Raw genomic sequence first — 24,649 nt, 5'->3', positions numbered from 1 at the left:
CGACCGGTGTTGACGACGAAAGCTAGGGGCGCCGGGCGGTCCGGCCATCGGGGATCGCTCCGGGTCCGTGGGGGGGCCGTTAGGGGATCGGTCCCCAACCTCGATCTGCTGCGCCGCACGGGCTAACACCGGCGCGGTCCCCGCCGATGGGTCTGGCGAGAGGACCACGCCGGCGCGCCGGTTCGACGAGGGGAGAGCAGTGATGTCGTACCTGCTCGGGATCGATCTGGGGGTGACCTCGGTGACCGCCGCCGTGCTGCGCACGGGCGGTGCCGCGGAGCCCGTGCGGCTGGGCGGTCGCGACGGGGGCGACGTGCTCCCGGCGGTGCTCGTCGCGACGCCGGGGGGCGACCTGCTGTGCGGCGGGCCCGCCCTGCGCCGGGCCCCGGCGGACCCGGACCGCGTCGCGCGCGGCTTCCTCGACCGGGTCGGGGACCCGACCCCCCTGTCGCTGGGCGGGTTCGCCTATGCGGCCGAGGACCTGTGCGCCCGGCTGGTGCGGGTGCTGGTCGACGAGGTGTCGGCCCGGCACGGTGGCCCGCCGTCCCGGATCGGCGTCACCTGCCCGGTGGGCTGGGGCCGGCACAAGCGGGACCTGCTGGCCGCCGCCCTGCGCCGCCGCGGGCTGACCGTCTCCCTGGTGACCGCGCCGCAGGCCGTCGCCCTCGCCCACCGCGCCGTGGCGCCGGCCGGGGGGCCGCTCGCCGTCGTCGACCTCGGGGGCAACGGGACCACCGCGACCGTGCTGGCCGCGGCCGCGCCCGGGGTGCTGCCCGACGGGCTCGGCCGCACGCTGACCTGCCGGACCGGTGGTGCCGACGTCGACGACGCGGTGTTCGCCTTCGTCCGGTCCTCCTCGCCGGCCACGGCCGCCGCGTTCGACGCGCTCGACCCCGACGACCCGCGGACGGTCGCCGCCCTGACCGTGCTGCGCGACGAGTGCCGCGCCGCCAAGCAGCTGCTGTCCCGCGACACCGTGGCGACCGTCCCGGTGGAGCTGCCCGGCCTGCGCACCGCGGTCCGGATCCACCGTTCCGACCTCGACGAGCTCACCCGTCCCCTGCTCGAGCCGGTCACCGACCTGGTGCAGGACGTCGTCGCGGCCGCCCCGGACGCCGAGGTGCTGCTCGCCGGCGGCGCGGCCCGGATGCCGGTCGTCGTGCAGGCGGTCTCGGCGGCACTGGGCCGCCCGGTCGCCGTCGTCGCCGACCCGGTCGCCGACGCCGCCCGCGGCGCCGCGCTGGCCGTCGCACCGGGCGCGGGGACCTCCTGGCCCGGTGTCCGGATGGCGCCGCTCACCGGCGTCCCTGCGCCGCGCGAGCCCGTCGACCCGGCCGGTCGCAGCCCCTGGGACCGGCCCGGTGCCGACACCACCGACCACACGGAGCGCACCGAGCGCACCGCCGCGGCCTGGCCGGCCCGCGGTGAGCGGGAGCGGACCGCGCAGCCCGTCACGGTCGCCGGGGCCGTCGCCCTGCTCGACCCGGAGCCGCCGACCGGTCCGCTGCCCGCGGTCCCCCGCGCCCGTACGGCGCAACCCCCCGCCCCCGTCCGGACGTCGGTCCTCGGGGCCGGACAGGCGTACGCCCCGCCCGGCGCCCGGCCGGAGCGGCCCGTTCCGGACACCCTGGTCACCCGGGACGCGCCGGCCGCCGCCCGGCGCACCACGGTCACCCGGCAGCGCCTGGCCATCGGCGCCGGTGGCCTGGCCGGTGTCGCCGCCATCGCGGGTGCGCTGCTGTTCTGGCCCACGGCGAGCCCGGGGATCGGTGAGCTGAGCGCGGCCCCGGTGCTGAGCTCGCCGGCCGTCGCACCGGCCCCGGTCGCCCCGGGAGCGGCCCCCGCGGGGGTCGCGGCCGGACCGGCCGCGGGCGGCCCCGCAGGTGGGTCGCAGGCGGCCGCCGCCGGCACCGGTGCCTCGCGGGGCGCGGCCACCGGCGGTACGGCGGCCCGGCCCGCCGTGGGCGCGGCCGCGCCGGTCGCCGCCGGCGCCCCGGCCCCCGCGCCGGCCGCCCCCGCGCCGGGAGCTCCGGCTCCGGCGCCCCCGGCCCCGGTGGTGTCGACCCCGCCGGTCACGGCACCGCCGGTGACCGACCCGGGCCCGAGCACCCCGGCCGAGGGCACCCCCGACCCGACCACCCCGCCGGTCACCACCCCGCCCAGCACCGACCCGGCCACCCCGGTCCCGGGTCCGACGACCACCGCGCCGGCGCCGGCGTCGACCACCCCGGCCGGCGTCGCGTGATCGTCCTGTCCGACAGGGAATCGACCATCGATCACCCTCTGCGCTGCGACGACAGCGCGGAGTGACCCCCACCCCGTCCGGGCCGGACACCGGAGCGGGATGATTCGGACCGCCGGGCCGGCGTGGACACGGGAGCCCCCACGCCGGCTCGGCCCCACGGACCCATGCGACACCGTGGTGCCCGAAGGTGTGACCGCTGCCGCGTCGCGTCGACCGTGTCCACCCCCTCCGAGGTGGTAAAACACTGCTCGTCGCGGTTCGGGGACGGTGTGAGAGGGGCGCGTGGTGACGCGGTTGGCGGGGGCAGTCATCGGCATGGCGGCGGGTGCGTTGTTGCTCGCGTATGTCGTGGTGGGCTGGCCGATCCTGGTGGTCGGGGGACCGCTGCTCGTCGGGGTGGCCCTGACGGTCGGCATCCTGGTCCTCACCGAGCGCCCGCGGGCCCTGCTGGCCGAGCGCCGGGCGGCGACCCAGGGCGGCACGTCCCCCTGGCAGGCGGCCGGTCCGGGGCACGAGCAGCCCGGCAGCGGTCTCATGAGCGGTTTCTTCGAGATGCCCGCGTCGCTGCCCGAGCAGCGACCCGCTCCGTCGGACGCCCGCCCGGCCGGCACCCGGTAGCGGTACGTCACAATCGGGCGGTGCCGATCTTCACGCGTGCTGCCCGTGACCTGACCCGGGCCCGCCCGTGCTGATCGGGATGCTGTTCGCGGTGTTCGCGATGCTCTGCAGCACCGTCGCCGCCATCCTCCAGGCCGACGCGGCGAACCAGGGCGGGCGTACCAGCGCCGTGCTCGCCCGTCCCCGCTTCCTGGGCGGCATCGGCATGGACATCGTGACCTGGCTCTGCATGGTCGTCGCGCTGCAGTTCATCCCGATCTTCGCGGTGCAGGCGACGCTCGCCGGGGCGATCGCGATGACCGCCCTCTACGCGCGCTACTTCCGGGGCGAGTGGCTGCGACCGGTGCACCGGCTCGCGATCGGCGCCAGCATGCTCGGGCTCGCGTTCGTCGCCGGCAGTGCGGGGACCGAACGCAAGCAGGCCCTGACCGGCCACGGGACGACGGTCGCCGTGCTGATCGCGGCGCTCGTCGTGATCATGGCGGTCACGCTGGCGATCACGAACTCGACCAAGCCGTGGCCGTCCGCGGTGCTCGCCGGACTCGGGCTCGGCGGCGGCTCGGTCTGCATCCGCGCGATGCACGTCTCCGACGGCGTCGACCTGGGGAGCCTGCTGCGCGAGCCGCTCGTGTACATCCTGGTCGGGATGGCGCTGACCGGCCTGTACAACTACGCCCGTGCGCTGCAGCTCGGTGACGTCTCCACGGTGACCGCGCTCTACATGGTCACCCAGGTCGTCGTGCCCGGGCTGGTCGGCATCACCCTGCTCGACGACACCGTCCGCCCCGGTCTGTGGTGGCTGCTGCTGCTCGGCCTGGCGCTCGTCGTCTACGGCACCTCGATCCTGGCGCGACGCCGTCCGGAGAAGCGGACTCCCCCGCGGGTGGCCTAGTTTCGGGCCATGCCCTCGTTCGAGCGCCCCGGCGTGACCCTGCACTACGAGGAGCACGGCACGGGGTTCCCGGTCCTGCTGCTCGCCCCGGGGGCATGAACTCGACGGTCGCGGCCTGGGACAACGCCCCCTGGAACCCGGTCACCCACCTCGCGCAGCGCCACCGCGTCATCGCGATGGACCAGCGCAACGCCGGCTCCTCGGTCGCCGAGGTCCACGGCAGCGACGGCTGGGACACCTACACCGCCGACCAGCTCGCCCTGCTCGACCACCTGGGCGTCTCCGAGTGCGCGGTGCTCGGCATGTGCATCGGCGGCGCCTTCATCGCGAACCTGCTGGTCACCGCCCCGCAGCGCGTCCGGGCCGCGGTCGCGCTGCAGCCCATCGGCCGCGCCGACAACCAGCACCTGTTCGAGAAGAGCTTCGAGAGCTGGCGCGCGGGGATCGAGGCCGACCACCCCGGGGTCCCCGACGACGACTGGGCCGCGTTCCGCACGAACATGTGGGGCGGCGGGGGGATTCTCTACTCCGTCCCCGACGAGGCGCTCGCCCACGTCGCGACGCCGTGGCTGGTCCTCATGGGGACCGACGACTTCCACCCGGAGCCGGTGTCGCGCCGCCTCGCCGGGCTCGCGCCGGGTGCGGAGCTGGTGGAGCGGTGGAAGACCGAGCCGCACGTCGCCGACGGTCGCGCCGCCGTCGACCGGTTCCTCGCGACCCATCTGGTCTGATTCCTCCACGACGGGTGCCCCCCCGCCGGGGGCACCCTGTCCGCATGCCGAGTTGGGACGACGTGGTGCGGATCGGGTCCGGACTGCCGGAGGTCGAGGAGTCGACCTGGTACCGGACGCCGGCGCTGAAGGTCCGTGGCAGGGGTTTCGCCCGGCTGCGCACCGAGGCCGAGGGCGCGCTGGTGCTGATGTGCTCGCTCGAGGAGAAGGAGGCGCTGCTCGCGTCGGGCGACCCGGCGTACTCCACCACCCCGCACTACGACGGCCACGGCTCGATCCTCGTCGATCTCGACCGGGTCGACGCGGGGCAGCTCGCGGAGCTCGTCGAGGAGGCGTGGCGACGGAAGGCCCCGCCGTCGGTGCTGCGTGCGCGCGACGGCTGAGCCAGGATCGTCGTCGTGCGCTACGTGGTGATCGGGGCAGGGGCCGTCGGCGGGACGATCGCGGCGCGGCTGCACGCGGCGGGCAGGGACGTCGTGGCCGTCGCGCGGGGGGCGCACCTCGACGCGATCCGCGAGCGCGGGTTGCGGCTGGACACCCCGGAGGGATCGACGGTCCACCCGGTGCCCGCCGTGGGCACGGTCGGCGAGGCCCGCCCCACCCCCGACGACGTCGCGATCCTCGCGGTCAAGTCCCAGGACACCCCGCCGCCGCTGGCCGCGCTGCTCAAGGCGGCGCCCGGGATCACCGTCGTGTGCGCGCAGAACGGTGTCGCGAACGAGCGGCTCGCCGCCCGCCGCACCGACCGGGTGCAGGCGATGCTGGTGATCCTGCCCGCCGAACACTACGAGCCGGGCGTCGTCGTGGCGTCGTCCTCGCCGATCCCGGGGGTGCTCGACGTCGGCCGCTTCCCCTCCGGCGTCGACGCGACCACCGAGGCGATCGCCGCCGACCTCACCGCTGCCGGGTTCTCCTCCCGCGCCGACCCGGACGTGATGGCCGCGAAGTACGGCAAGCTGCTCACGAACCTGGGCAACGCCGTCGACGCCGTCTGCGGGCTCGACGACCCGGACGCGCCCCGCCTCGTCGAGGTCGCGACCGCGGAGGGCACGGCCGTCCTCGCCGCGGCGGGGATCACCGCCCGGACCGGTGACGACGACCGCGTCCGCCGGGAGGGGATCATCACCGAGCGGCCGGTCGCGGGCGCGACCCGGCAGGGATCGTCGTCGTGGCAGAGCCTGCGGCGCGGGACCGGCTCGATCGAGGCGCGGTACCTCAACGGCGAGATCGTGGCCCTGGGTGCGGCGCACCGGATCGCCACCCCGGTCAACACCGAGCTGATGCGGGTGGCCGAGGAGATGGCCGCGGCCGGCGAGCCGCCGGCGTCCCGGGCCGGAGCGGACCTCTGGTGACGGCCTACCCGCTCGACGTCGCCCGCCCCGCGTTCCTCGACGCGCTCGACGGGCTGGCGGCGCTGCTCGACCACGTCGACGACACCGATCTGCACGCCCGCAGCCGGTGCCACGGGTGGCTCGCCGCGGACGTGCTGGCCCACCTGCACCTCGGGCTGGTCGAGATGCTCGCCGGGTTCCCCGCCCGTACCGACCGCGCCGCCGACGCCGACCTCGCGAGCTACTGGACCGCTCCGCTGCCCGGGGCGGAGCGGCCGGGCTGGGCGCACGAGCGCTTCGCCCGCGCCGTCGCGGCCGCCTACGCCCGCCCGACCGGTCAGGTGGCCCACGTCGGGACGACGCTGCGCGGGCTGCGCCGGCTCGTCGCGGACCTCGACGCGCCGTACCGGCTGGAGTTCCAGGGACACGTCCTCGAGGTCGGGGACTTCGTCGGCACCTGGGTCGTCGAGGTCGTGGTGCACCATCTCGACATGACCGTCGCGCTGCCGGACGCGCCGGCACCGCCCGCCTCGGGACTCGCGGTGGTGCGGGAGACGCTGACCCGGCTGGCGGGTCCCGACGCCGTCGCGGGCTGGGAGGACGACACCGCACTCGCCCTGGCCGGGACCGGGCGGGAGCCGGGGATGACGCCGGTGCTGGGCTGACCGGTGCTGCCGTAGCCCTCCTGCCGTAGCCCTCCTGCCGCCCGTGCGGTGGGCCGGCGCCTCGCCGGTGGGTCCGTCCGGTCCCGGACGGGCGCTCGGCCCGCCGGGCCGCCGTCGGACGTCCGTGACCGGAATCGTCTGGGCACCGCCCCGGCTCGCGCCTACCGTCGGTCCATGACCTCCGACGCGCACGGCACCGAGATCCGCACCCTCGCCGAGCTGCAGGAGATCACCGGGCAGCCCGTCGCGCCCGCGCTGGCGAAGGAGCGCGACCACCTCGTGGACGTGCACCGCGCCTGGCTGGCGGAGTCCCGGTTCCTGCTGCTGGCGACGTCGGGCCGGGACGGCACCTGCGACGTGTCCCCGAAGGGCGACCCGGCCGGCTTCGTGCACGTCGTCGACGACCGCACGGTCGCGATCCCGGAGCGGCCCGGCAACGGCCGCGTCGACGGCTGGCGCAACGTCCTGGAGAACCCGCACGTCGGCGTCATCCTGCTGGTGCCGGGCCGCAACGACACGCTGCGCATCAACGGCCGGGCCCGGCTCGTCCGGGACGCGCCGTACTTCGACGAGCTCGCCGTGAAGGGCCGCCGGCCGCTGCTCGCCTGCGAGGTCGCGATCGAGCAGGTCTACGTCCACTGCCCCAAGGCCTTCCTGCGCTCCGAGCTGTGGGCGACGACGAGCTGGCCCGCGCCGGACGCGCTGCCCTCCACCGCGCAGCTCGCCAAGCGGCTCGCCCGCCCCGACGAGCCGCTGGAGAAGATCGAGGAGTACTACGGCGCCGGCTACGCGGCCCGGCTCTGCTGAGGGTCGCGCAGGTTACATCGAAACCGCAGGTCAGACCCTGCACAATAGGGAGACGTGACACCCCCCGTCCCGCCGCTGCGGCGATCCCTGCATGCCCTGCTGTCCGCCGTCCTGACCGCGCTCGCGATCCCGGTCGTGCTCGCGGCGGGTGCCGCGCTGCCGCCGGCCGCGGTGGTCGCCGGGATCGTGCTCGCGCTGTTCGTCGCCGGTGTGGCCCGCACCCTGTCCTGGGTGGCCGGGGAGCCGGTCGGCGAGCGGGCGACGGCGCTGGCCGTGGCCAGCGGCCTCGGTGCCGGGACCACGGCGGTCACCCTGGGCGTGGTCGCGGTGTTCGCCGGTCCCGCGGTGCTCGTGCTCGTCCCGCTGCTCACCGCGGCCGGGATCGGGGCCTGGTGGGTCTCCCGCGGGGACGTGCCGCGCGCGCTCTGACCCCATGATCGAGCGTCGTCCGTTCGCACGGGGACGGGATCGTTCCCCGGACACGACGAAGGCCCAGGCTCGGCGGTGAATCTGCCGCTGACCTGGGCCTCCGTGTCTGGAGCGGATGACGGGAATCGAACCCGCGTATTCAGCTTGGGAAGCGGCGGAAACGATTCCAAATATAGCTCTGACCTGGGGATCGGTTCGGTCAGCGGTGCCCCGGATTGACCGTCGCTGACCCCTGCTTGTTGCTGGCTTGTTGCTACGTTGCTGATCCCTACGGGGTGGTTCTCCTGTACCACGTCGGCTCCTGCTGGTGATCTCCTCGCGGCGCAGGCTTGTCCCTGCCAGGTCGAGGGGGTGGGGTGCAAGGTACGGGTTCCAGCCTTGCACCCCACCCCCTCGACCTGGTTGCCGTCTCGGTGCGCTGTGAGGAGATCACCAGCCCTGCCGCACTCCCCCTGATCTCCGAGCCGTGTTGGGTCCGGGCGGAGCCCGGCCGCCGGAGGCATCCCGGGTGGCACGCCTGGCTCTCAGAGCAGTCGGACGACGGTCCGTCCGGCATCGACGTCGGCGCGACGACCAGTGCGGCGTGGAGCTGGGTGCAGTGCCATCGTCGGCGGTGTCCATGGTGCAGGTGTGCCGGGGTGTCTTTCTGGGGGTTCAGGCGCCTGCGTGGCGGTTTGGGGTCGGGTAGCCGAACCCGCCGCCGCGAACGGGCCGGAGGTGTAGTGAGCGAGCGGCGGGGGCGGCGTGGCCGCCCCCGCGCCGCCGGAGGCGGCGCCTTGATCTTCTAAAGGCAAATTCGGCAATGCTGCGCATGACGAGAAGCTACGTACGGTGCGCTCAATTGCGACGTTGCGGTGTGTCATCAGGAGCTGAAGTCGGGGACCGAGGACCGTGGGATTCTGTCCTGAAATATGCTCAGGGGTTACGCTTTATCTCCTGGAGCTGGTCGAGGTAGGAAGCCGCCTCCGGGGCGTTACTGAAGCGATCTGCGAGGACGCCAGCGAGGTCTTGGGAGACCATCGCGAGGGAGGGGAGCGACTTCCTTTCGCCGTTGAGAGCCTGGCGACCGAGGAGAATGGCTCCTTCAAGGTCGCCGGCCCGTGCAGCTGCGACCCCGAGAGTCACTTTGGCTTCCGCTATGCGCATCGGCGCTCGCTCGGCTCCGTTGAAATCAACAGCACCATGTATTACCTCGTCCGCGAGCGCGCTTGCGAGCCTATCCTCTCCGACTTTCCGGTAGCAATCCATGACGTAAAAGTCAAACTTCAGAGGGTCTACAACGAAGTGGTTGTTGATGTTTTCCGGGTAGGGCAGCGATTCCAGGAGCACTCGCCCGCGCTCAAGCGCAGTGTCCATCTCCTTGCGGCCTCCCATGCGCGCCCAAGCTTTGGCTTCTTGAGCAGCGAGCTGGACTACGACCGAATGATTGCCCGCTGCTTCAGCTCCAGACCGTGCTGCTGCGACAACTCCTCGGTAGTCCCCGGAGGTGAGCGAGAACCAGGCTCGCATCTCGTGGGACCAGCCCAAGACTCCGGCGCTCTCGACTTCCTGGCCGAGGTGGAGTGCTGCGCGGCGGGTCGCCTCGGCTGCCCGCTTGTCGCCCATGTCGTATTCAAGGCAGCCGACGAGCAGTGCGAGCCATCCGGCCAATTCTAGAGTCTCGCGCCTCTGACTGAAACTGAGTCGGCCCTCTTGCATTTCAACGATGCGCCGTAGCCATTGGCGACCTTCCGTGAGGAGCTCGCCGGGTCGACTGTGTGCATACTCGGAGCAGAGGCGATCGACTGTTATTTTAAGGGCGTTGATGGTCGCAGCGTTGACTGAGGACTCTTGGAGCCTCGACACGATCTCCATCGTGTCCATTCCGGTTGCGTTGATGATCGCAGTGTTCGATTCAGAGTTTTCCTCGACGCGAAACAGTGAGGTGGAGACGGTTTGCAGTGTCGCGGAGATTAGAGGGGTATAGTGGGGGCTGGGACGGTTTTCTCCACGCTCCCACGCCTTCCAGCGCCGTAGCAAGTGATCGGGGCCGGGCAGAGGGGCAGTGGCGTGGCGCCGCATTTGCTCGGCAGCCTCAGCTTGCGACCATTGACGGGCCTCGCGAAGGGCGCGAATACGTCGCGCCCACTCTGGAGTGTTGCTGGACACTAGTGTTGCGGTAACTAGGTTACTTTACTCACGGGCTGGTTTACGGGATCATGAGCTGTGCCGTTGACTGTGACCGTGGACGTTCCGGCCGCCGACCGCGAGGTGTTGGAGTCCTGGCTGCGTTCCTCGTCGGTTTCGGCGGGACTGGCCCGACGGGGCAGGATCGTGTTGCTGGCCGCGGACGGGGTGGCGGTCAAGGACATCGTCACACTGGTCGGGGCGTCGAAGGCGACGGTGATCGGGTGGAAGAAGCGTTACGCCGCTGAGGGGATCGCCGGGCTGGCCGACCGGCCCAAGGCGGGCCGGCCGCCGGTGATCGACGAGGTCGCGGTCGTGCTCGCCACGCTGGAACCGCCGCCTGAGCGGCTCGGAGTCACGCACTGGTCGTCACGGCTGCTCGGTGCCGAGCTCGGGATCTCCCACGTGTGGATCGGCAAGATTTGGCGGCGGTGGGGGCTGCAGCCGTGGAAGTCCGAGACGTTCAAGTTCTCCACCGATCCCGAGCTCGAAGCCAAGGTCCGCGACATCGTCGGGTTGTATCTGAACCCGCCGGACAAGGCCGTCGTGCTCTGCGTCGACGAGAAATCCCAGGTCCAGGCCCTGGACCGGACAGCGCCGATCCTGCCGATCATGCCCGGTATCCCGGAGAAACGGACGCATGACTACGTCCGTCACGGCACCACCACGCTGTTCGCGGCGTTAGAGGTCGCGACCGGGCGGGTCGAGCAGGCGTGCCTGCCGCGGCATCGCCATCAGGAGTTCCTGCGGTTCCTCAAGCAGGTCGCGAAGGCCTACCCGCGGCGCAAGCTGCACCTGGTGGTGGACAACTACGCGACCCACAAGCACCCCGCAGTGAAGGCCTGGCTGGCCCGCAACCCGCGGATCACCCTGCACTTCACCCCGACCTCGGGATCGTGGCTGAACATGGTCGAGGTCTTTTTCGGGGTCATCACCCGCCAGGCCATTCGCCGTGGCAGCTTCGGCAGCGTCAGAGAACTGATCGGCGCGATCGGCCGGTTCATCGACGGCTGGAACGAACGCTGCCACCCGTTCATCTGGACCAAACCCGCAGACCACCTACTCAACCACTGCCGACCCGGTCAAAGAACATCGTTTACGCGACACTAGTGACCTCCTTTGTCTCGCTGTCTCGGAAGTGGTGCTAGGTGATGCGTTGGTGACGACCGCTCATCACCGTGTCACCGGCTTGACACCCAGCGTGACACTGCCGTGGCAGTTGATGGTGCATGCAAGATTGTTGCATGACATTTATCGATCTCCTCGTTCGAGGCGACGTACTCGTTCCCGCAAGGATTCGAGCGCGTCCTGGATCTGCTCGACGCGACCTGCAAGAGCCTGAGTGGTAGACGGATCTTCGTGCCCGGGTGTGGCCGCCACGAAGACGCCCACTGCGGGTGTGGTGGTGACCCAGTCGCCATCTTCGAGCATCTTCAGCGCTTTCTGTGCAGTGCCGAGAGCAACTTCGTACTGCTTGGAGAGCGCTCGGTTGCTCGGAAGTCGCTGGCCGGGGCGAAGGTGGCCGGACCTGATCTCTGCCTTGATCGCCTCTGCGACTTGTTGGTAGGCGGCGAGGCTCGTGATGGGATCCACAGCTCCAGGCTACTGTACTCCAGCTTAGGCCGACATAGGTCACTCGAGCGGAGGATTGAATACTGACACAGGTCGATCTACTCTGATCTTAATCAATGATCAAGGAGGTGCCTGATGGCACGCAGCAACAGGTTCGTGGTGGCGATGGGTGATGTGTTCCCGCAGGGGGCGTTCATCGTGTCGGAGGTGGAGGCGGTGCGGGATTTCGACAAGTCGTCGCCGGGGCGTCCGGTGCAGCAGGTGGACAAGGAGTCTGGTCTGCCGGTGTGGTCGGTGTCGGTGCTGGACGCCGATCCGGAGGCCCGTCGTTCGGAGAAGACGGTGGTGGTGAAGATCGCTGCGTCGCATCAGCCGGTGCCGCCGGAGGCTGCTGCGGGGTTGCCGTTTCGACCCGTGGAGTTCGACGGGCTCACTGTGGCCCCCTACGTGCAGGAGACCGGTGGTCGCCCCCGTGTGGCCTACAGCTTTCGGGCGGCGGGGATGCGCGCCCCGGGCCCGCAGCGGGTACATGGCGCCAAGGCTCAGGACGCTGCCTGATCTGGATTGCGAAGGCTCGTGTCTGGGGGAGCCCGTTAGTGGCGGGCTCCCCCACGGGGGGGCTTCCGTGTTGTGTGTTGCTGCCCTGCCAGGCAGTTGATCAACCTGAAACCAACGTGGAAGGACGCTGATTCTAGATGAACGGCGAGATTTTTCCAGTCCGTCCTGTACCTGTGTTCCAGGCTCTGACCGGTGCTGAACGTCGCCGGTGGGCTGCGGCCGCGGCGTGTCGTGGGATGGACACCGAGCTGTTCTTCCCCGCCGACGCTCGTCCGGAGGCTGCCGAGCCCGCGTTGGAGGTGTGCCGCAGCTGCCGGGTTCGTGGGATATGTCTGGTGGAGGCGTTGCTGGTGGAGGACCCGGCCCGCCGCTTCGGTGTTGTCGGGGGTACGACCCCAGCGGAGCGGCACCGTCTGCATCGCACGGCTCGTGTCGCTGCCCGCCGCACCGCAGCCGCTGTCACCTCCCTGCCGGGTAGGGCTGCGGCATGAATCCCGACAGCATGAGCACTGACACGACCACCGGTGTCGTCACTGGGGTGTGGTGCGAGGTGTGCCTGACCCCGTTGAGCGATGTACCCCGGGAGAGCGGGCGTCGGTGTGGTGATCATCGGGATCAGCTCGCGTTGGTCCCGGTGCCGGTCGTCGTGGGTCCGCGTCGTTCCCCGGACCAGGCCGGGGGCCGTCGATGAGCACGTCGGGTTCTCTGGTCCTGGCCGGGCTGGTGACGCTGGTAGCGCTGGCTGGTCTGCGTTGGTTGGGGCAGTTCTTCGGTCGGATCGCCGAGGGCGTGGCGACGATCGCGGTTGTGTTCGTCGCGGTGTGGCTGGCGGGCAAGGCCGCGGTGATTGTCGCGGTGTGGGTGGCCCGGCACTGGCGCACCACGACCACGGTGGTCGGTGTCGTCGGATGGTGCTGGCTGCTCGGTGGGCCCTCCTTGGTGGTCACCGGTGCTGCGACGGTCCTTGCGCTGTCGGTGTGGCGATGGTTCTCGCTGGTGTCGTTCGATCGCTATGCCGGGCAGCGCCTTCGTGCCTGGTGGCTGCGCTGGACGGTCTATGCGCCTCGGATGCCCCGCTGGCTGCGCTCCTGCAACCTCACGGTCCCCGACCGGGTGGGGGCACCGATCGCGGCGGTGAATCTGTTGCGTCGTACCCCGGCCCTGTCCCGGTCGCGGCCGGTGGCCGATCAGCTTCCCCGGATCCTCGGGGTGCGCTCGGGGCCGTCGTGGGACGAGGTCCGGGTCCGGCTGGTGCCGGGGCAAACCCCGGAGTCCTTCGACACCGCCACCCGTGCCCTGGCCGTGGCACGGGGGGTGCAGCGTTGTCAGGTCCGCGAACTCGCACCGAATGTGGTGTCGATCGATTTCCAGCGCCGCAACCTGCTGTCCGGGGTCGTCCGCGCCCCGAGTCTCGGCGCTGTATCTGATCTGGACGGGTTGGCGGTGGACTTGTCGCGGGTGTGGTCGGGTCGTACCGAGTACGGCACCGACTGGCACCAGTCGCTGATCGGCGGGCACACCCTGGCCGCGGGGGCCACCGGCGCGGGCAAGGGGTCGCTGATGTGGGCGCCGCTGGTGTCGGTGGCCCCGGCGATCCGTGACGGCCTGGTCCGGGTCAACGGGATCGACCCGAAAGGCATGGAGTTGGCCTACGGGCGAGCGGTGTTCCACCGCTACGCCGTCACCTCCCGCGACGCCCTCGCCCTCCTCGATGATCTTGTCGAGAGCATGGAGGCCCGCAAGCGCGAGCACGCCGGGGCGACCCGACTGGTCCCGATCACCACGGAGACGCCGTTGGAGATTGTGGAGTTCGACGAGATCGGTGCCCTGCTGCGTTACGGCGGGGACCGCAAGACCCGCGAGGCGATCACCGACCGCGTCGCCCTGCTCACCACCCAGGGCCGCGCCCTGGGCTACACCGTGCGCGGCTATGTCCAGGAACCGACGAAGGACACCGTCCCGGTGCGGGAGTTGTTCCCCCGCCGGATCTGCCTGCGCGTCGCCTCCAAGAGCCATGTGTCGATGGTGCTCGGCGATCAGGCTTAGAGGTCATTTCAGAACGAGGTCGACGTGTCTGTTGTAGACGACAAGCGGCTATCTGACCTGCCGTTTGATCTGTCGTCGAGGGGTCAATGGAAACTCGACAAGTCGTTCTGAAACGACCTCTTAGTACTCCAGCCGCAGTTTGTGATGTTGATGTGCGCTAAGCTTCGATCTTGTGCAGGTGGAGGAGGATCTCGAGGCGTGGGCCGGTGGCCTGGATGGGCTGTTCGGGCTGGTGGCGGGCCGGTTCTTCCGGACGGAACCGCGGCGTCGGGCGCGGGCGTATGTGCGGGGGTTGTTGGCGCCGTTGGCGGGGAAGAACGGGTGGACGCTGGCCGAGGTCGCCGGTGACACGACTCCGGATGGGATGCAGCGGCTGCTCAACTCCGCGACCTGGGATGTCGACGGTGTCCGTGATGACCTGCGGGATTACGTCGTCGAGCACCTCGGCGAGTCCGGTGGGGTGCTGATCGTCGATGAGACCGGGTTCCTGAAGAAGGGGACGAAGTTGGCGGGGGTGCAGCGCCAGTACTCGGGCACTGCCGGGCGGGTGGAGAACTGCCAGCTCGGAGTCTTCTGTGCCTATGCCACGAGCAAGGGCCGGACGTTGATCGACCGCGAGCTCTACCTGCCCAAGTCCTGGACCGGTGATCGGGAACGCTGCCGAGCCGCGGCGGTGCCTGAGGAGATCGAGTTCGCCACCAAGGCCACGCTGGCCAAGGAAATGCTCGGCCGTGCCCTCGATGCCGGGGTTCCCGCAGGATGGGTGACCGCGGACGAGGCATACGGGCAGGACTACAAGTTCCGCACCTGGTGCGAGCAGCGCCGGATCGGCTACGTCGTCGCGGTTCCGCGCAGCCAGTCCGTCCCGTTGTCCCTGGACGCCGACATCTGTCAGATCAGCGGCTCACGACGGGCCGACGACCTGGTCGCCCGCGCTCCCGGACGGGCGTGGAAGCGCCGCTCAGCCGGTCCGGGTGTGAAGGGAGAACGCTTCTACGACTGGGCCGTGGCCTCGCTGTATCCGCCCGAGAACGCCCCGGCCGGATGGGGCCGATGGCTACTGGTCCGACGTCAGATCCTCACCGACACACAGCTCTCCGCCGGCGAGGAGCCCGATCTGGCCTACTACCTGTGCGCCGGCCCGCCCGGCACCACCGACGACGATCTCATCCGCGTCGCCGGCACGCGGTGGGCGATCGAGGAGTGCTTCCAGACCGCGAAGAACGAGGTCGGGCTCGACCACTATCAAGTGCGGCGTTACGACGCCTGGTACCGCCACGTCACCCTGGCTATTCTCGCCCACGCCTACCTCTCGGTCACCGCGGCGATCGCCCCAAAAGACCTGATCACGGGCTCATCCCGCTCACCCTCGCCGAGATCCGACGTCTCCTGGCACCTCTGATCCACATTCCCACCCAGGCGCCGTGCTGGGCCTGGTCGACCTGGCGACGTCGCCACCAACACCGAGCCCGCGAAAGCCACTATCGACGACGAAGACAGCTCAGCTAACGAAGTGCGGCTGGAGTATTAGAGGTCGTTTCAGAAGTCGGCGTGTCGGTCCTGTGTGGATCGGCGCTGGTAGCTGATCATGTCCGGTCGTGGCGCGGCGATCTTGTGTCGAGCGATTGGTGAGCGACGAGCTGTGGGCGCTGGTGGAGCCGCTGCTGCCCAAGCCGCGCAAGCACAAGCGGGGACGGACAGGCCGTCCGCGGGTGCCGGATCGGGCCGCTCTGGCCGGGATCGTGTTCGTGCTCAAGACCGGGATCAGCTGGAACGCGCTGCCCGCCGAGCTCGGCTGTGGGTCCGGAGTGACCTGCTGGCGGCGGCTACGGCAGTGGCAGCAGGCCGGGGTCTGGGCCCAGCTGCACCGGGTGATGCTCGACCGCCTCGCCCAGCAGGGCCTGCTGGACTGGTCGCGGGCGGCGGTGGACAGCGTGAGCGTGCGGGCCAAGCGCCGCGGCGAGGCCACCGGGCCCTCGCCGACCGATCGCGGGAAGGCGGGCAGCAAGTACCACGTGCTCTGCGACCGAGGCGGGCTCCCGCTGCATGCGCTGGTCACCGGGGCGAACACCCACGACAGTCGGATGCTCGCCCCGCTGCTGGACACCAACCCCGGCGTCCGCGAACGGGCGGGACAGCCGGGGCGTCCGCGACGTCGGCCGGACAAGGTGCACGCCGACAAGGGCTACGACTATCCCCGCTGCCGCCGCTACCTGAGTGGGCGTGGGATCGGGGTGCGGATCGCCCGGCGCGGGATCGAGGACTCCACCCGGCTCGGGCGGGTCCGCTGGGTCGTCGAGCGCACCATGTCCTGGCTGCTGGACTTCCGCCGCCTCGCGCTGCGCTACGACCGCGCCGAATCCACGATCACCGCGCTGTTATCGCTGGCCTGCGCCCTGATCTGCCACCGCCGCCTCACCAAGCCGAAGCCGAAGTGATGGTCGACCCAGCCCTCGCTGAGGCACTCGCCTACGAGGTCGGGGCCAGCGGCCGCCAGGCCAGCCACTCCAAGGCCCGGTCGGCCTCGTCAGGGTCGAAGCGGTGCGGGTCGAACGGCCCGCCCGCCCACTCCAGGCGCTCGGCGCGGTCGGGATGGTCAGGGTCGGCGAGCACGGCCTGGAAGTCCTCATACCCCCGATCCCGCCGACGTCCTCGGGCGGGCACGCCCCCTGCCCGGCGACGCATCGCGGATAGCACACTCCCGGCTCGACGGCCGCGACCGCCTCGACGGTGATCTCGTGGGCCCAGTTGTCACCGAAGTCGTAGACGTAACCGAACCGGTCACCAGCCTTGACCAGCCGAAACAGCTTCTCTTTCGTCTCGTCGGCGACATCCTGTCCGGGCCAGTCCGGGTCTGGGATCCCGTAGCGGCGCCCGACGATCTCGAACTCGTGCAGATGAGAGTTCGTCCAGCCCATCACTGACTGCACCACCTCGTGCAACACCGCCAAGTCGACCTCGCCCGGCACCTGCACCCGACGCCGGACCGCCGGCACCACCTCGGTCAGGACGATCTCCAACTCGAAAATCTTCGTCTTCTCAGACACACGAGGCGCGACCATCAGCCGATGCTGCCAGCCCCGCCGTCACCGGCAGAACCGGGCCCACCACTTCTGAAACGACGTCTTAGAGGTCGCGCGGATTGGTCACAGCTTGGCCGCGGTCGAGTGTCTGGGGGCGAGGGCGGGTACGGGCCTGCCGATCATGAAGTTATCTACGCTTCGTGATCGTCTGGAGGCCGCGTGCCCACCCTGCCATCATGGCTGACCGAGCCGTTGTGGGACCAGTTCACCGCGCTGCTGCCTCATCGAGACGAGTTCGATCCCACCCATCCGCTGGGCTGCCATCGCCGCCGGATCGCGGATCGGATCGTGTTCGACAAGCTCCTGCAGGTACTGCGGTTCGGCTGCTCGTATGAGGGCATCGCTGACAGCACCTGCTCGGCGACCACCATCCGCGATCGTCGTGACGAGTGGATCAGGCTCGGGGTCTTCGCCCAGCTGCGTCGGATCGTCCTGGACGCCTACGACCGCATCGTCGGTCTGCTGCTGCACGACATCGCCGTCGATGGCGCCATCACCAAGGCCCCCGGCGGCGGCGAGGTCGCCGGTCCGTCGCCGGTGGACCGGCGCAAACAGGGTATGAAACGTTCGGTGCTCGTCGAGGGATACGGCATCCCGCTGGGCCGAGTCCTGGCCGGAGCCAACCGGCACGACTCCCCGCTACTGGGCCCCACCCTCGACCGCCTCGATGCTCTCGGCCCGCTGCCCGACGACATCACCGTGCACCTCGACGCCGGCTATGACTCCGGCAAGACCCGCGACACGCTGGCCGAACGAGGCCTGCACGGCGAGATCGCGCACAAGGGTGAGAAAGCGCCGATCCAGGCCACCCGCCGCTGGCACGTCGAGCGGACCAACGCTTGGCACAACAGCTTCAACCGGCTGCAGCGCTGCTACGAACGACGAGAAATCGTCGTCGACGCGTTCTTCGACCTCGCCGACACGATCGTCACACTCCGTAGCTTGATTCGGCAGGCCTGGACCACACACCGCTGGAACGCCCGACCTGCACGACGTCCATGATCACCAACCAATCCGCGCGACCTCTAAGACGTCGTTTCAGAAGTGGTGGGCCCGGTTCTGCCGGTGACGGCGGGGCTGGCAGCATCGGCTGATGGTCGCGCCTCGTGTGTCTGAGAAGACGAAGATTTTCGAGTTGGAGATCGTCCTGACCGAGGTGGTGCCGGCGGTCCGGCGTCGGGTGCAGGTGCCGGGCGAGGTCGACTTGGCGGTGTTACACGAGGTGGTGCAGTCAGTGATGGGCTGGACGAACTCTCATCTGCACGAGTTCGAGATCGTCGGGCGCCGCTACGGGATCCCAGACCCGGACTGGCCCGGACAGGATGTCGCCGACGAGACGAAAGAGAAGCTGTTTCGGCTGGTCAAGGCTGGTGACCGGTTCGGTTACGTCTACGACTTCGGTGACAACTGGGCCCACGAGATCACCGTCGAGGCGGTCGCGGCCGTCGAGCCGGGAGTGTGCTATCCGCGATGCGTCGCCGGGCAGGGGGCGTGCCCGCCCGAGGACGTCGGCGGGATCGGGGGGTATGAGGACTTCCAGGCCGTGCTCGCCGACCCTGACCATCCCGACCGCGCCGAGCGCCTGGAGTGGGCGGGCGGGCCGTTCGACCCGCACCGCTTCGACCCTGACGAGGCCGACCGGGCCTTGGAGTGGCTGGCCTGGCGGCCGCTGGCCCCGACCTCGTAGGCGAGTGCCTCAGCGAGGGCTGGGTCGACCATCACTTCGGCTTCGGCTTGGTGAGGCGGCGGTGGCAGATCAGGGCGCAGGCCAGCGATAACAGCGCGGTGATCGTGGATTCGGCGCGGTCGTAGCGCAGCGCGAGGCGGCGGAAGTCCAGCAGCCAGGACATGGTGCGCTCGACGACCCAGCGGACCCGCCCGAGCCGGGTGGAGTCCTCGATCCCGCGCCGGGCGATCCGCACCCCGATCCCACGCCCACTCAGGTAGCGGCGGCAGCGGGGATAGTCGTAGCCCTTGTCGGCGTGCACCTTGTCCGGCCGACGTCGCGGACGCCCCGGCTGTCCCGCCCGTTCGCGGACGCCGGGGTTGGTGTCCAGCAGCGGGGCGAGCATCCGACTGTCGTGGGCGTTCGCCCCGGTGACCAGCGCATGCAGCGGGAGCCCGCCTCGGTCGCAGAGCACGTGGTACTTGCTGCCCGCCTTCCCGCGATCGGTCGGCGAGGGCCCGGTGGCCTCGCCGCGGCGCTTGGCCCGCACGCTCACGCTGTCCACCGCCGCCCGCGACCAGTCCAGCAGGCCCTGCTGGGCGAGGCGGTCGAGCATCACCCGGTGCAGCTGGGCCCAGACCCCGGCCTGCTGCCACTGCCGTAGCCGCCGCCAGCAGGTCACTCCGGACCCACAGCCGAGCTCGGCGGGCAGCGCGTTCCAGCTGATCCCGGTCTTGAGCACGAACACGATCCCGGCCAGAGCGGCCCGATCCGGCACCCGCGGACGGCCTGTCCGTCCCCGCTTGTGCTTGCGCGGCTTGGGCAGCAGCGGCTCCACCAGCGCCCACAGCTCGTCGCTCACCAATCGCTCGACACAAGATCGCCGCGCCACGACCGGACATGATCAGCTACCAGCGCCGATCCACACAGGACCGACACGCCGACTTCTGAAACGACCTCTAAGGAGTCGGGGTTGCCGGTGTGGTCGGTGTCGGTGCTGGACGCTGACCCGGAGGCGCGGCGGTCGGAGAAGACGGTGGTGGTGAAGATCGCTGCGGGGTTGCCGTTTCGTCCGGTGGAGTTCGACGAGCTCACGGTGACCCCGTACGTGCAGGAGACGGGGGGCCGTCCGCGTGTGGCCTACAGCTTTCGCGCGGCGGGGATGCGCGCGCCGGGTCCGCAGCGTGGGCATGCGAGCAAGAACCAGGACGCTGCCTGACCGGCTGTGTTTGGTGGGGGAGCCCGTTGGCTCCGGGTTCCCCCACCGGTCTTCCTCGCCTTGTGTTGTGGCCCTGTCAGGCACTCGATCGACTCGGAAGGACACCGAGCATAGATGAACACCGAGATTTCTCTATCCCCTGCTGCGCGGCTCCGGCTCGCTGCGGCTACTGAAGATCACCGGTGGCGCGAGACGGCGGCGTGCCGCGGGATGGACACCGAGTTGTTCTTCCCTGCTGGCACTCGTCCGGAGGCCGCTGAGCCTGCCCTGCGGGTGTGCGCTGGTTGCCGGGTCCGCCGGGAGTGTCTCGCGGAGGCTCTGGTCGTCGAGGACCCGGTACGCCGATTCGGGGTGGTCGGCGCGACGACTCCGGTGGAGCGGTACCGCCTGTATCGCGCTGCCCGCCGGGCTGCGGCTCCGGCGTCGCAGGTGTCGGGGTGGGCGGCATGAGCCCCGACACGACCACCGGTGTCGTTACCGGGGAGGACACGGTGTGGTGCGAGGTGTGCCTGATCCCGCTGAGCGAGACCTCTGGTGAGGGCGTGCGGCGGTGTGGTGATCATCGTGGGCAGCTCGTGTTGGTTCCCGTACCCGTCGTCGTAGGGCCGCGTCGTTCCCCGGAACAGCGCGGAGACCGGTGATGAGCACGACAGGGTCTCTCGTTGTTGCCGGTCTGGCGACGGTGCTGGTGCTCGCCGGTCTGCATTGGCTGGGGCAGTTCCTCGGCCGCATCGCCGAAGGCGCGGCGACGATCGCGATCGTGTTCGTCACCGTCTGGCTGGCGGGCAAGGCCACGGTGATCCTCGTGGTGTGGGTGGTCAGGCATTGGCGCACCACGATCACCGCTGCGGTCGCTGTGGTGTGGTGCTCGCTGCTCGGGTGGCCCTCACTCGTGATCACCATCGCGACGGTCGCCGCCGTGTTGGGAGTGTGGCGGTGGACATCGATGCTGTCGTTCGATCGTCACGCCGGGCGTCGTCTTCGGGGGTGGTGGCTGCGCTGGGCGCTGTATGCGCCTCGGATGCCGCGCTGGCTGCGCTCCTGCAACCTGACAGTCCCCGACCGGGTGGGGACGACGGTCATGGCGGTGAATCCGTTGCGCCGTATCCCAACGGTGTCGCGGTCACGGCCGGTGGCTGATCAGCTTCCCCGGATTCTGGGGGTGCGGTCGGGGCCGTCGTGGGACGAGGTCCGCCTCCGGCTGGTGCCCGGGCAGACCCCGGAAGAGTTCGACACCGCCACCCGCGCCCTCGCGGTCGCACGCGGAGTGCGGCGGTGCCAGGTCCGGGAGTTGTCCCCGAATGTGGTGTCGATCGATTTCCAGCGCCGCAACCTGCTGGCCGGGATCGTCCGCGCCCCAGGCCTGGACACCCTGTCCGACCTGGACGGGTCGGCGATTGATCTGTCGCGGGTGTGGTCGGGTCGTACCGAGTACGGCACCGACTGGCACCAGTCGTTGATCGGCGGACACACCCTAGCTGCGGGGGCGACCGGTGCGGGGAAAGGCTCGTTGATGTGGGCGCCGCTGGTGTCGGTGGCCCCGGCGATCCGTGACGGTCTGGTCCGGGTCAACGGGATCGACCCCAAGGGCATGGAGCTGGCCTACGGGCGCGGAGTGTTCCACCGCTACGCCGTCACCTCCAAGGACGCCCTCGCCCTCCTCGATGACCTCATCGAGGGGATGGAGGCCCGCAAGCGCGCTCATGCTGGGGCGACCCGCCTCGTTCCGGTCACGGCCGAGACTCCGTTGGAGATCGTGGAGTTCGACGAGATCGGTGCGCTGCTGCGTTACGGCGGGGACCGCAAGACCCGCGAGGCGATCACCGACCGCGTCGCCCTGTTGACCACCCAGGGTCGGGCGTTGGGCTACACCGTGCGCGGCTATGTGCAGGAGCCGACGAAGGACACCGTGCCGGTGCGGGAGCTGTTCCCCCGCCGGGTCTGCCTGCGCGTGGTGTCGAAGTCTCATGTGTCGATGGTCCTCGGTGATCACGCCTACGACCGGGGTGCGTGGGCGAACCGGATCGGCGAAGACGAGGCAGGGGTCGGTTACCTGTTCGGCGACGGCATCCGCGAACCCCTCCGTATCCGGGCCGGGTGGGTGTCTGACGGCGCAGTCAAAGACCTGGAAGCCTTCGTCACCCACACCGTCACCCGCACTTCCCCGACCACCGGGGTGGCGCCGGTCCTGGCCCTCCCCGACCCGACCGTCAACCACCGCGAGATCGGGGATGCCGCATGACCACCACCGACACTCACACCGACAGCGCCGACACCGTGACCGACAGCGTGACGGTGCGGGAGCCGGTCGATCAGGACACACTCACCCGGGCGCAGAAGGCGATGCTCGCCCTGTCCGATGACGTCGCGGTCCAGCTCGCCGAGGACCACGGGGTGTGTGTCCGCCCTCTGGCCATGCGGCGCATCGACCAGTGCAGCGGCCGGGTCGACGTCGTCCCCGTCCCGTGCGGGTCGACCCGGGAAGATCAGTGCCGCCCGTGCTCAGACAAGGCCCGACGATTGCGGATGACCCAGTGCCGCGAAGGCTGGCACCTGGAGAACGAACCGAGCGTTGCTCCCGCTGACCCCACCGTCGCGCAGAAAGAGTTGATGGCCGCCCGCGCGGACTTCCACACCGCCTACACCGCCGCCCTGTCCGAGAACGACCAGGCCGAGTGTGACGAGATCCGCGAGATCGTCGAGGACATCGACACCGAACTCCGTGCCCTCGGTGTCCGGGGACGGTTGGCACCGCTCGACCCGCGACCCCAGACTGTCCGCCGGACCACCCGCCGTCGCCAAGACGCCCCCAATCTTCCCCGCCGCCCAGTCGAAGACCGCACGATCGGGCGGGTGTTCGGCGGCAAGTACCGGCCCTCCACATTCCTCACCCTCACGCTCGACAGCTACGGGCGTGTCGACGGCAACGGCGCCGCCCTCGACCCCGATACCTACGACTACCGCCGCGCTGCCCGGGATGCGATCCACTTCCCGAAGTTGCTGGATCGGTTCTGGCAGAACACGCGGCGCTGTGTGGGTTGGGACGTGCAGTACTTCGGGACCGTCGAGCCGCAGAAACGGGGTGCGCCGCACTTCCACGCCGCGATCCGCGGCACCATCCCCCGCACGGAGCTGCGCGCGATCACCGCCGCCACCTACCACCAGGTCTGGTGGCCGCCCCACGACGAACTCGTCTACAGCGGGGACCAGCTCCCCCGCTGGGACCACCACCGCAAAGCCTTCGTCGACCCGCAGACACGCGAGCCCCTGCCCACCTGGGACGAGGCCACCGACCCCGAGGCCCTGACCACCCCTGCCCACACCGTGGTCTTCGGCCCCCAGGTCCACGTCAAAGGCATCCTCGGCGGCACCGAAGAAGCCGGACGCCATATCGGCTACCTGACCAAATATTTGACCAAGTCCGTCGGCCACGCCGCTGGACTCGACGAGTCGGCCACCGCCCGCCAGCGCGAGCACGCCCGCCGCCTCACCGCCGAACTGGCGATCACACCGTGTTCGCCGCGCTGCCCGATCTGGCTGCTCTACGGCATTCAGCCGAAGGGCGCCCGCCCGGAGATGACACCCGGTCACTGCACCGGCAAAGCGCACAAGCCCGAACACCTCGGCATCGCCGGACGCCGCGTCCTCGTGTCGCGTAAATGGTCCAACAAGTCCCTCTCCGATCACCGCGCCGACCGGAGCGCGTTCGTTCGACAACTCCTCGACCACGCCGGAGTGACACCCGCCTACCCGGTCGATGACGGCCCCTTCGACTGGGAACCCGTCCGCCCCGGCGACAACGACGTCCCACCCCGCCCCGTGCTACTGCTACACGCGATCCATCAACGCCAACGATGGCGCGCCGACTACGACGCGGCGTTGATGGCAACTGGTAATTCACCACTCGACGGCGAACGTTCGGCAACTACCGACCAGGCAGCGTGAGGAGCCCCGGCTGTGAGCGGATACCTGACCGTCGTCGAGGCGGCGGAGTACCTGAACACCTCGGTCCGGTTCGTCCGGCGCCTCGTCGCCGAGCGACGTATCGCCTTCCACAAGGTCGGCAGCCACGTCCGGATTGCGGTCGTCGACCTGGAGCACTTCGTGCGGGCCGGACGGGTTGAGGCGATCACCGTGGCCAGCATCCGGCGCAACCTGGGCGGGGTTGCGTAGGTGGCGGGCAAGTCTGGTCGCCGACGTTTCGGCAACGTCCGTGAACGCTCGTCGGGGCGGTGGCAGGCTCGTTTCCACGGTCCGGACGGTCGGATGCGGTCAGCTCCTCGGACGTTCCCGAGCAGGAGGGACGCCGAGCAGTGGCTGGTCGTGGTCGAGTCGCAGATGGTACGCGGTGAGTGGACGGACCCGCTGCGCGCGGCGATTCCGCTGGGCACCTATGCGGATAAGAGGTCATTTCAGAACGAGGTCGACGTGTCTGTTGTAGACGACAAGCGGCTATCTGACCTGCCGTTTGATCTGTCGTCGAGGGGTCAATGGAAACTCGACAAGTCGTTCTGAAACGACCTCTAAGAGGTCGCGCGGATTGGTCACAGCTTGGCCGCGGTCGAGTGTCTGGGGGCGAGGGCGGGTACGGGCCTGCCGATCATGAAGTTATCTACGCTTC

Annotated in this window: 26 protein-coding genes and 1 pseudogene; 23 read left to right on the top strand and 4 right to left on the bottom strand. The window is 70.2% G+C overall.

Annotated elements, in window-relative coordinates; all coding sequences use genetic code 11:
• Positions 1–202: 202 nt before the first annotated feature.
• From KPF47_RS06100 to KPF47_RS06060, 9 genes are all read left to right on the top strand, one after another.
• Positions 203–2,245: an Hsp70 family protein gene (locus KPF47_RS06100; protein WP_224387541.1), complete on the top strand. Its 2,043-nt coding sequence runs from the start codon at positions 203–205 to the stop codon at positions 2,243–2,245.
• A gap of 294 nt (positions 2,246–2,539) precedes the next feature.
• Positions 2,540–2,863 carry a hypothetical protein gene (locus tag KPF47_RS06095; protein ID WP_224387602.1) on the top strand — a complete coding sequence of 108 codons (324 nt, stop codon included), beginning with the start codon at positions 2,540–2,542 and terminating at the stop codon, positions 2,861–2,863.
• A 67-nt stretch (positions 2,864–2,930) separates the two neighbouring features.
• A complete protein-coding gene (locus KPF47_RS06090) occupies positions 2,931–3,755 on the top strand; it encodes a hypothetical protein (RefSeq protein WP_224387540.1) in 825 nt (274 codons plus the stop codon).
• A gap of 95 nt (positions 3,756–3,850) precedes the next feature.
• A complete protein-coding gene (locus tag KPF47_RS06085; protein WP_224387539.1) occupies positions 3,851–4,486 on the top strand; it encodes an alpha/beta fold hydrolase in 636 nt (211 codons plus the stop codon).
• Positions 4,487–4,530: 44 nt separating this feature from the next.
• The gene (locus KPF47_RS06080) at positions 4,531–4,869 is read left to right on the top strand and encodes an MmcQ/YjbR family DNA-binding protein (protein ID WP_224387538.1); all 339 of its coding nucleotides are present in this window, start codon (positions 4,531–4,533) and stop codon (positions 4,867–4,869) included.
• Positions 4,870–4,884: 15 nt separating this feature from the next.
• Complete coding sequence (locus tag KPF47_RS06075; protein ID WP_224387537.1) at positions 4,885–5,838, top strand: ketopantoate reductase family protein; 954 nt, start codon at positions 4,885–4,887, stop codon at positions 5,836–5,838.
• A complete protein-coding gene (locus KPF47_RS06070) occupies positions 5,835–6,482 on the top strand; it encodes a maleylpyruvate isomerase N-terminal domain-containing protein (RefSeq protein ID WP_224387536.1) in 648 nt (215 codons plus the stop codon). The genes KPF47_RS06075 and KPF47_RS06070 overlap by 4 nt, the downstream gene beginning before the upstream one ends.
• A 174-nt stretch (positions 6,483–6,656) precedes the next feature.
• Positions 6,657–7,289, top strand: coding sequence for a pyridoxamine 5'-phosphate oxidase family protein (locus KPF47_RS06065; RefSeq protein WP_224387535.1), 633 nt, complete (start codon positions 6,657–6,659; stop codon positions 7,287–7,289).
• Between the two features lie 54 nt (positions 7,290–7,343).
• The gene (locus KPF47_RS06060; RefSeq protein ID WP_224387534.1) at positions 7,344–7,718 is read left to right on the top strand and encodes a hypothetical protein; all 375 of its coding nucleotides are present in this window, start codon (positions 7,344–7,346) and stop codon (positions 7,716–7,718) included.
• Positions 7,719–8,633: 915 nt separating this feature from the next.
• On the opposite strand, the gene KPF47_RS06055 is transcribed toward KPF47_RS06060, so the two are convergent.
• Complete coding sequence (locus KPF47_RS06055) at positions 8,634–9,572, bottom strand: hypothetical protein (RefSeq protein ID WP_224387533.1); 939 nt, start codon at positions 9,570–9,572, stop codon at positions 8,634–8,636.
• Positions 9,573–9,929: 357 nt separating this feature from the next.
• Here KPF47_RS06055 and KPF47_RS06050 point away from each other — a divergent pair, with 357 nt between their 5' ends.
• Positions 9,930–10,994, top strand: a complete 1,065-nt coding sequence (locus KPF47_RS06050; protein ID WP_255658826.1) for an IS630 family transposase — start codon at positions 9,930–9,932, stop codon at positions 10,992–10,994.
• A gap of 141 nt (positions 10,995–11,135) precedes the next feature.
• On the opposite strand, the gene KPF47_RS06045 is transcribed toward KPF47_RS06050, so the two are convergent.
• Positions 11,136–11,477, bottom strand: a complete 342-nt coding sequence (locus tag KPF47_RS06045; protein WP_224387532.1) for a GntR family transcriptional regulator — start codon at positions 11,475–11,477, stop codon at positions 11,136–11,138.
• Between the two features lie 114 nt (positions 11,478–11,591).
• Here KPF47_RS06045 and KPF47_RS06040 point away from each other — a divergent pair, with 114 nt between their 5' ends.
• The 5 genes from KPF47_RS06040 to KPF47_RS06020 all read left to right on the top strand — a co-directional run bounded on the left by KPF47_RS06040 (position 11,592) and on the right by KPF47_RS06020 (position 16,498).
• The gene (locus tag KPF47_RS06040) at positions 11,592–12,014 is read left to right on the top strand and encodes a plasmid replication, integration and excision activator (RefSeq protein WP_224387531.1); all 423 of its coding nucleotides are present in this window, start codon (positions 11,592–11,594) and stop codon (positions 12,012–12,014) included.
• Positions 12,015–12,151: 137 nt separating this feature from the next.
• On the top strand, positions 12,152–12,505 hold the full coding sequence (locus tag KPF47_RS06035; RefSeq protein WP_224387530.1) for a WhiB family transcriptional regulator: 354 nt from the start codon (positions 12,152–12,154) through the stop codon (positions 12,503–12,505).
• 196 nt (positions 12,506–12,701) lie between these two features.
• A complete protein-coding gene (locus KPF47_RS06030; protein ID WP_224387529.1) occupies positions 12,702–14,060 on the top strand; it encodes an FtsK/SpoIIIE domain-containing protein in 1,359 nt (452 codons plus the stop codon).
• A gap of 178 nt (positions 14,061–14,238) precedes the next feature.
• Entirely contained in the window at positions 14,239–15,462 is a 1,224-nt protein-coding gene (locus KPF47_RS06025) for an IS701 family transposase (RefSeq protein ID WP_374108801.1), read from the top strand.
• Between the two features lie 196 nt (positions 15,463–15,658).
• On the top strand, positions 15,659–16,498 hold the full coding sequence (locus KPF47_RS06020; RefSeq protein ID WP_224386569.1) for an IS5 family transposase: 840 nt from the start codon (positions 15,659–15,661) through the stop codon (positions 16,496–16,498).
• Positions 16,499–16,529: 31 nt separating this feature from the next.
• On the opposite strand, the pseudogene KPF47_RS06015 reads toward KPF47_RS06020, so the two are convergent.
• Positions 16,530–17,122, bottom strand: a pseudogene (locus KPF47_RS06015) (plasmid pRiA4b ORF-3 family protein).
• A gap of 180 nt (positions 17,123–17,302) precedes the next feature.
• Here KPF47_RS06015 and KPF47_RS06010 point away from each other — a divergent pair.
• Together KPF47_RS06010 and KPF47_RS06005 are read left to right on the top strand one after the other, a co-directional pair.
• Entirely contained in the window at positions 17,303–18,145 is an 843-nt protein-coding gene (locus KPF47_RS06010; RefSeq protein ID WP_224386276.1) for an IS5 family transposase, read from the top strand.
• A 91-nt stretch (positions 18,146–18,236) separates the two neighbouring features.
• A complete protein-coding gene (locus KPF47_RS06005; RefSeq protein WP_224386178.1) occupies positions 18,237–18,830 on the top strand; it encodes a plasmid pRiA4b ORF-3 family protein in 594 nt (197 codons plus the stop codon).
• 31 nt (positions 18,831–18,861) lie between these two features.
• On the opposite strand, the gene KPF47_RS06000 is transcribed toward KPF47_RS06005, so the two are convergent.
• Positions 18,862–19,701, bottom strand: coding sequence for an IS5 family transposase (locus KPF47_RS06000; RefSeq protein ID WP_224387494.1), 840 nt, complete (start codon positions 19,699–19,701; stop codon positions 18,862–18,864).
• Positions 19,702–19,797: 96 nt separating this feature from the next.
• Here KPF47_RS06000 and KPF47_RS05995 point away from each other — a divergent pair, with 96 nt between their 5' ends.
• From KPF47_RS05995 to KPF47_RS05970, 6 genes are all read left to right on the top strand, one after another.
• Complete coding sequence (locus KPF47_RS05995) at positions 19,798–20,028, top strand: hypothetical protein (RefSeq protein ID WP_224387528.1); 231 nt, start codon at positions 19,798–19,800, stop codon at positions 20,026–20,028.
• A 114-nt stretch (positions 20,029–20,142) separates the two neighbouring features.
• Complete coding sequence (locus KPF47_RS05990) at positions 20,143–20,478, top strand: WhiB family transcriptional regulator (RefSeq protein ID WP_224387527.1); 336 nt, start codon at positions 20,143–20,145, stop codon at positions 20,476–20,478.
• Positions 20,479–20,668: 190 nt separating this feature from the next.
• Positions 20,669–22,270, top strand: coding sequence for an FtsK/SpoIIIE domain-containing protein (locus tag KPF47_RS05985; RefSeq protein WP_224387526.1), 1,602 nt, complete (start codon positions 20,669–20,671; stop codon positions 22,268–22,270).
• Entirely contained in the window at positions 22,267–23,973 is a 1,707-nt protein-coding gene (locus KPF47_RS05980; protein WP_374108800.1) for a replication initiator, read from the top strand. The genes KPF47_RS05985 and KPF47_RS05980 overlap by 4 nt, the downstream gene beginning before the upstream one ends.
• Positions 23,974–23,985: 12 nt before the next feature.
• Positions 23,986–24,201 carry a helix-turn-helix domain-containing protein gene (locus KPF47_RS05975; RefSeq protein WP_224387525.1) on the top strand — a complete coding sequence of 72 codons (216 nt, stop codon included), beginning with the start codon at positions 23,986–23,988 and terminating at the stop codon, positions 24,199–24,201.
• Positions 24,202–24,294: 93 nt separating this feature from the next.
• Entirely contained in the window at positions 24,295–24,543 is a 249-nt protein-coding gene (locus KPF47_RS05970; protein ID WP_224387524.1) for a hypothetical protein, read from the top strand.
• The last annotated feature ends 106 nt before the right edge of the window (positions 24,544–24,649 follow it).

Origin of the sequence: Pseudonocardia sp. ICBG1293, assembly GCF_020131355.1 — a bacterium.
GTDB lineage: Bacteria > Actinomycetota > Actinomycetes > Mycobacteriales > Pseudonocardiaceae > Pseudonocardia.
Note: the sequence above shows the minus strand (reverse complement) of the source record. Positions and strands in the feature narration are given on the sequence as shown.

Excerpts from the sequence above, each read along its gene's own strand:
- KPF47_RS05990 (WP_224387527.1), top strand. The coding sequence starts at position 20,143 with ATGAACACCGAGATTTCTCTATCCCCTGCTGCGCGGCTCCGGCTCGCT.
- KPF47_RS06030 (WP_224387529.1), top strand. The coding sequence starts at position 12,702 with ATGAGCACGTCGGGTTCTCTGGTCCTGGCCGGGCTGGTGACGCTGGTA.
- KPF47_RS06035 (WP_224387530.1), top strand. The coding sequence starts at position 12,152 with ATGAACGGCGAGATTTTTCCAGTCCGTCCTGTACCTGTGTTCCAGGCT.
- KPF47_RS05985 (WP_224387526.1), top strand. The coding sequence starts at position 20,669 with ATGAGCACGACAGGGTCTCTCGTTGTTGCCGGTCTGGCGACGGTGCTG.
- KPF47_RS06065 (WP_224387535.1), top strand. The coding sequence starts at position 6,657 with ATGACCTCCGACGCGCACGGCACCGAGATCCGCACCCTCGCCGAGCTG.
- KPF47_RS06005 (WP_224386178.1), top strand. The coding sequence starts at position 18,237 with ATGGTCGCGCCTCGTGTGTCTGAGAAGACGAAGATTTTCGAGTTGGAG.
- KPF47_RS06085 (WP_224387539.1), top strand. The coding sequence starts at position 3,851 with ATGAACTCGACGGTCGCGGCCTGGGACAACGCCCCCTGGAACCCGGTC.
- KPF47_RS06080 (WP_224387538.1), top strand. The coding sequence starts at position 4,531 with ATGCCGAGTTGGGACGACGTGGTGCGGATCGGGTCCGGACTGCCGGAG.
- KPF47_RS06040 (WP_224387531.1), top strand. The coding sequence starts at position 11,592 with ATGGCACGCAGCAACAGGTTCGTGGTGGCGATGGGTGATGTGTTCCCG.
- KPF47_RS06055 (WP_224387533.1), bottom strand. The coding sequence starts at position 9,572 with ATGGAGATCGTGTCGAGGCTCCAAGAGTCCTCAGTCAACGCTGCGACC.
- KPF47_RS05970 (WP_224387524.1), top strand. The coding sequence starts at position 24,295 with ATGCGGTCAGCTCCTCGGACGTTCCCGAGCAGGAGGGACGCCGAGCAG.
- KPF47_RS05980 (WP_374108800.1), top strand. The coding sequence starts at position 22,267 with ATGACCACCACCGACACTCACACCGACAGCGCCGACACCGTGACCGAC.
- KPF47_RS06100 (WP_224387541.1), top strand. The coding sequence starts at position 203 with ATGTCGTACCTGCTCGGGATCGATCTGGGGGTGACCTCGGTGACCGCC.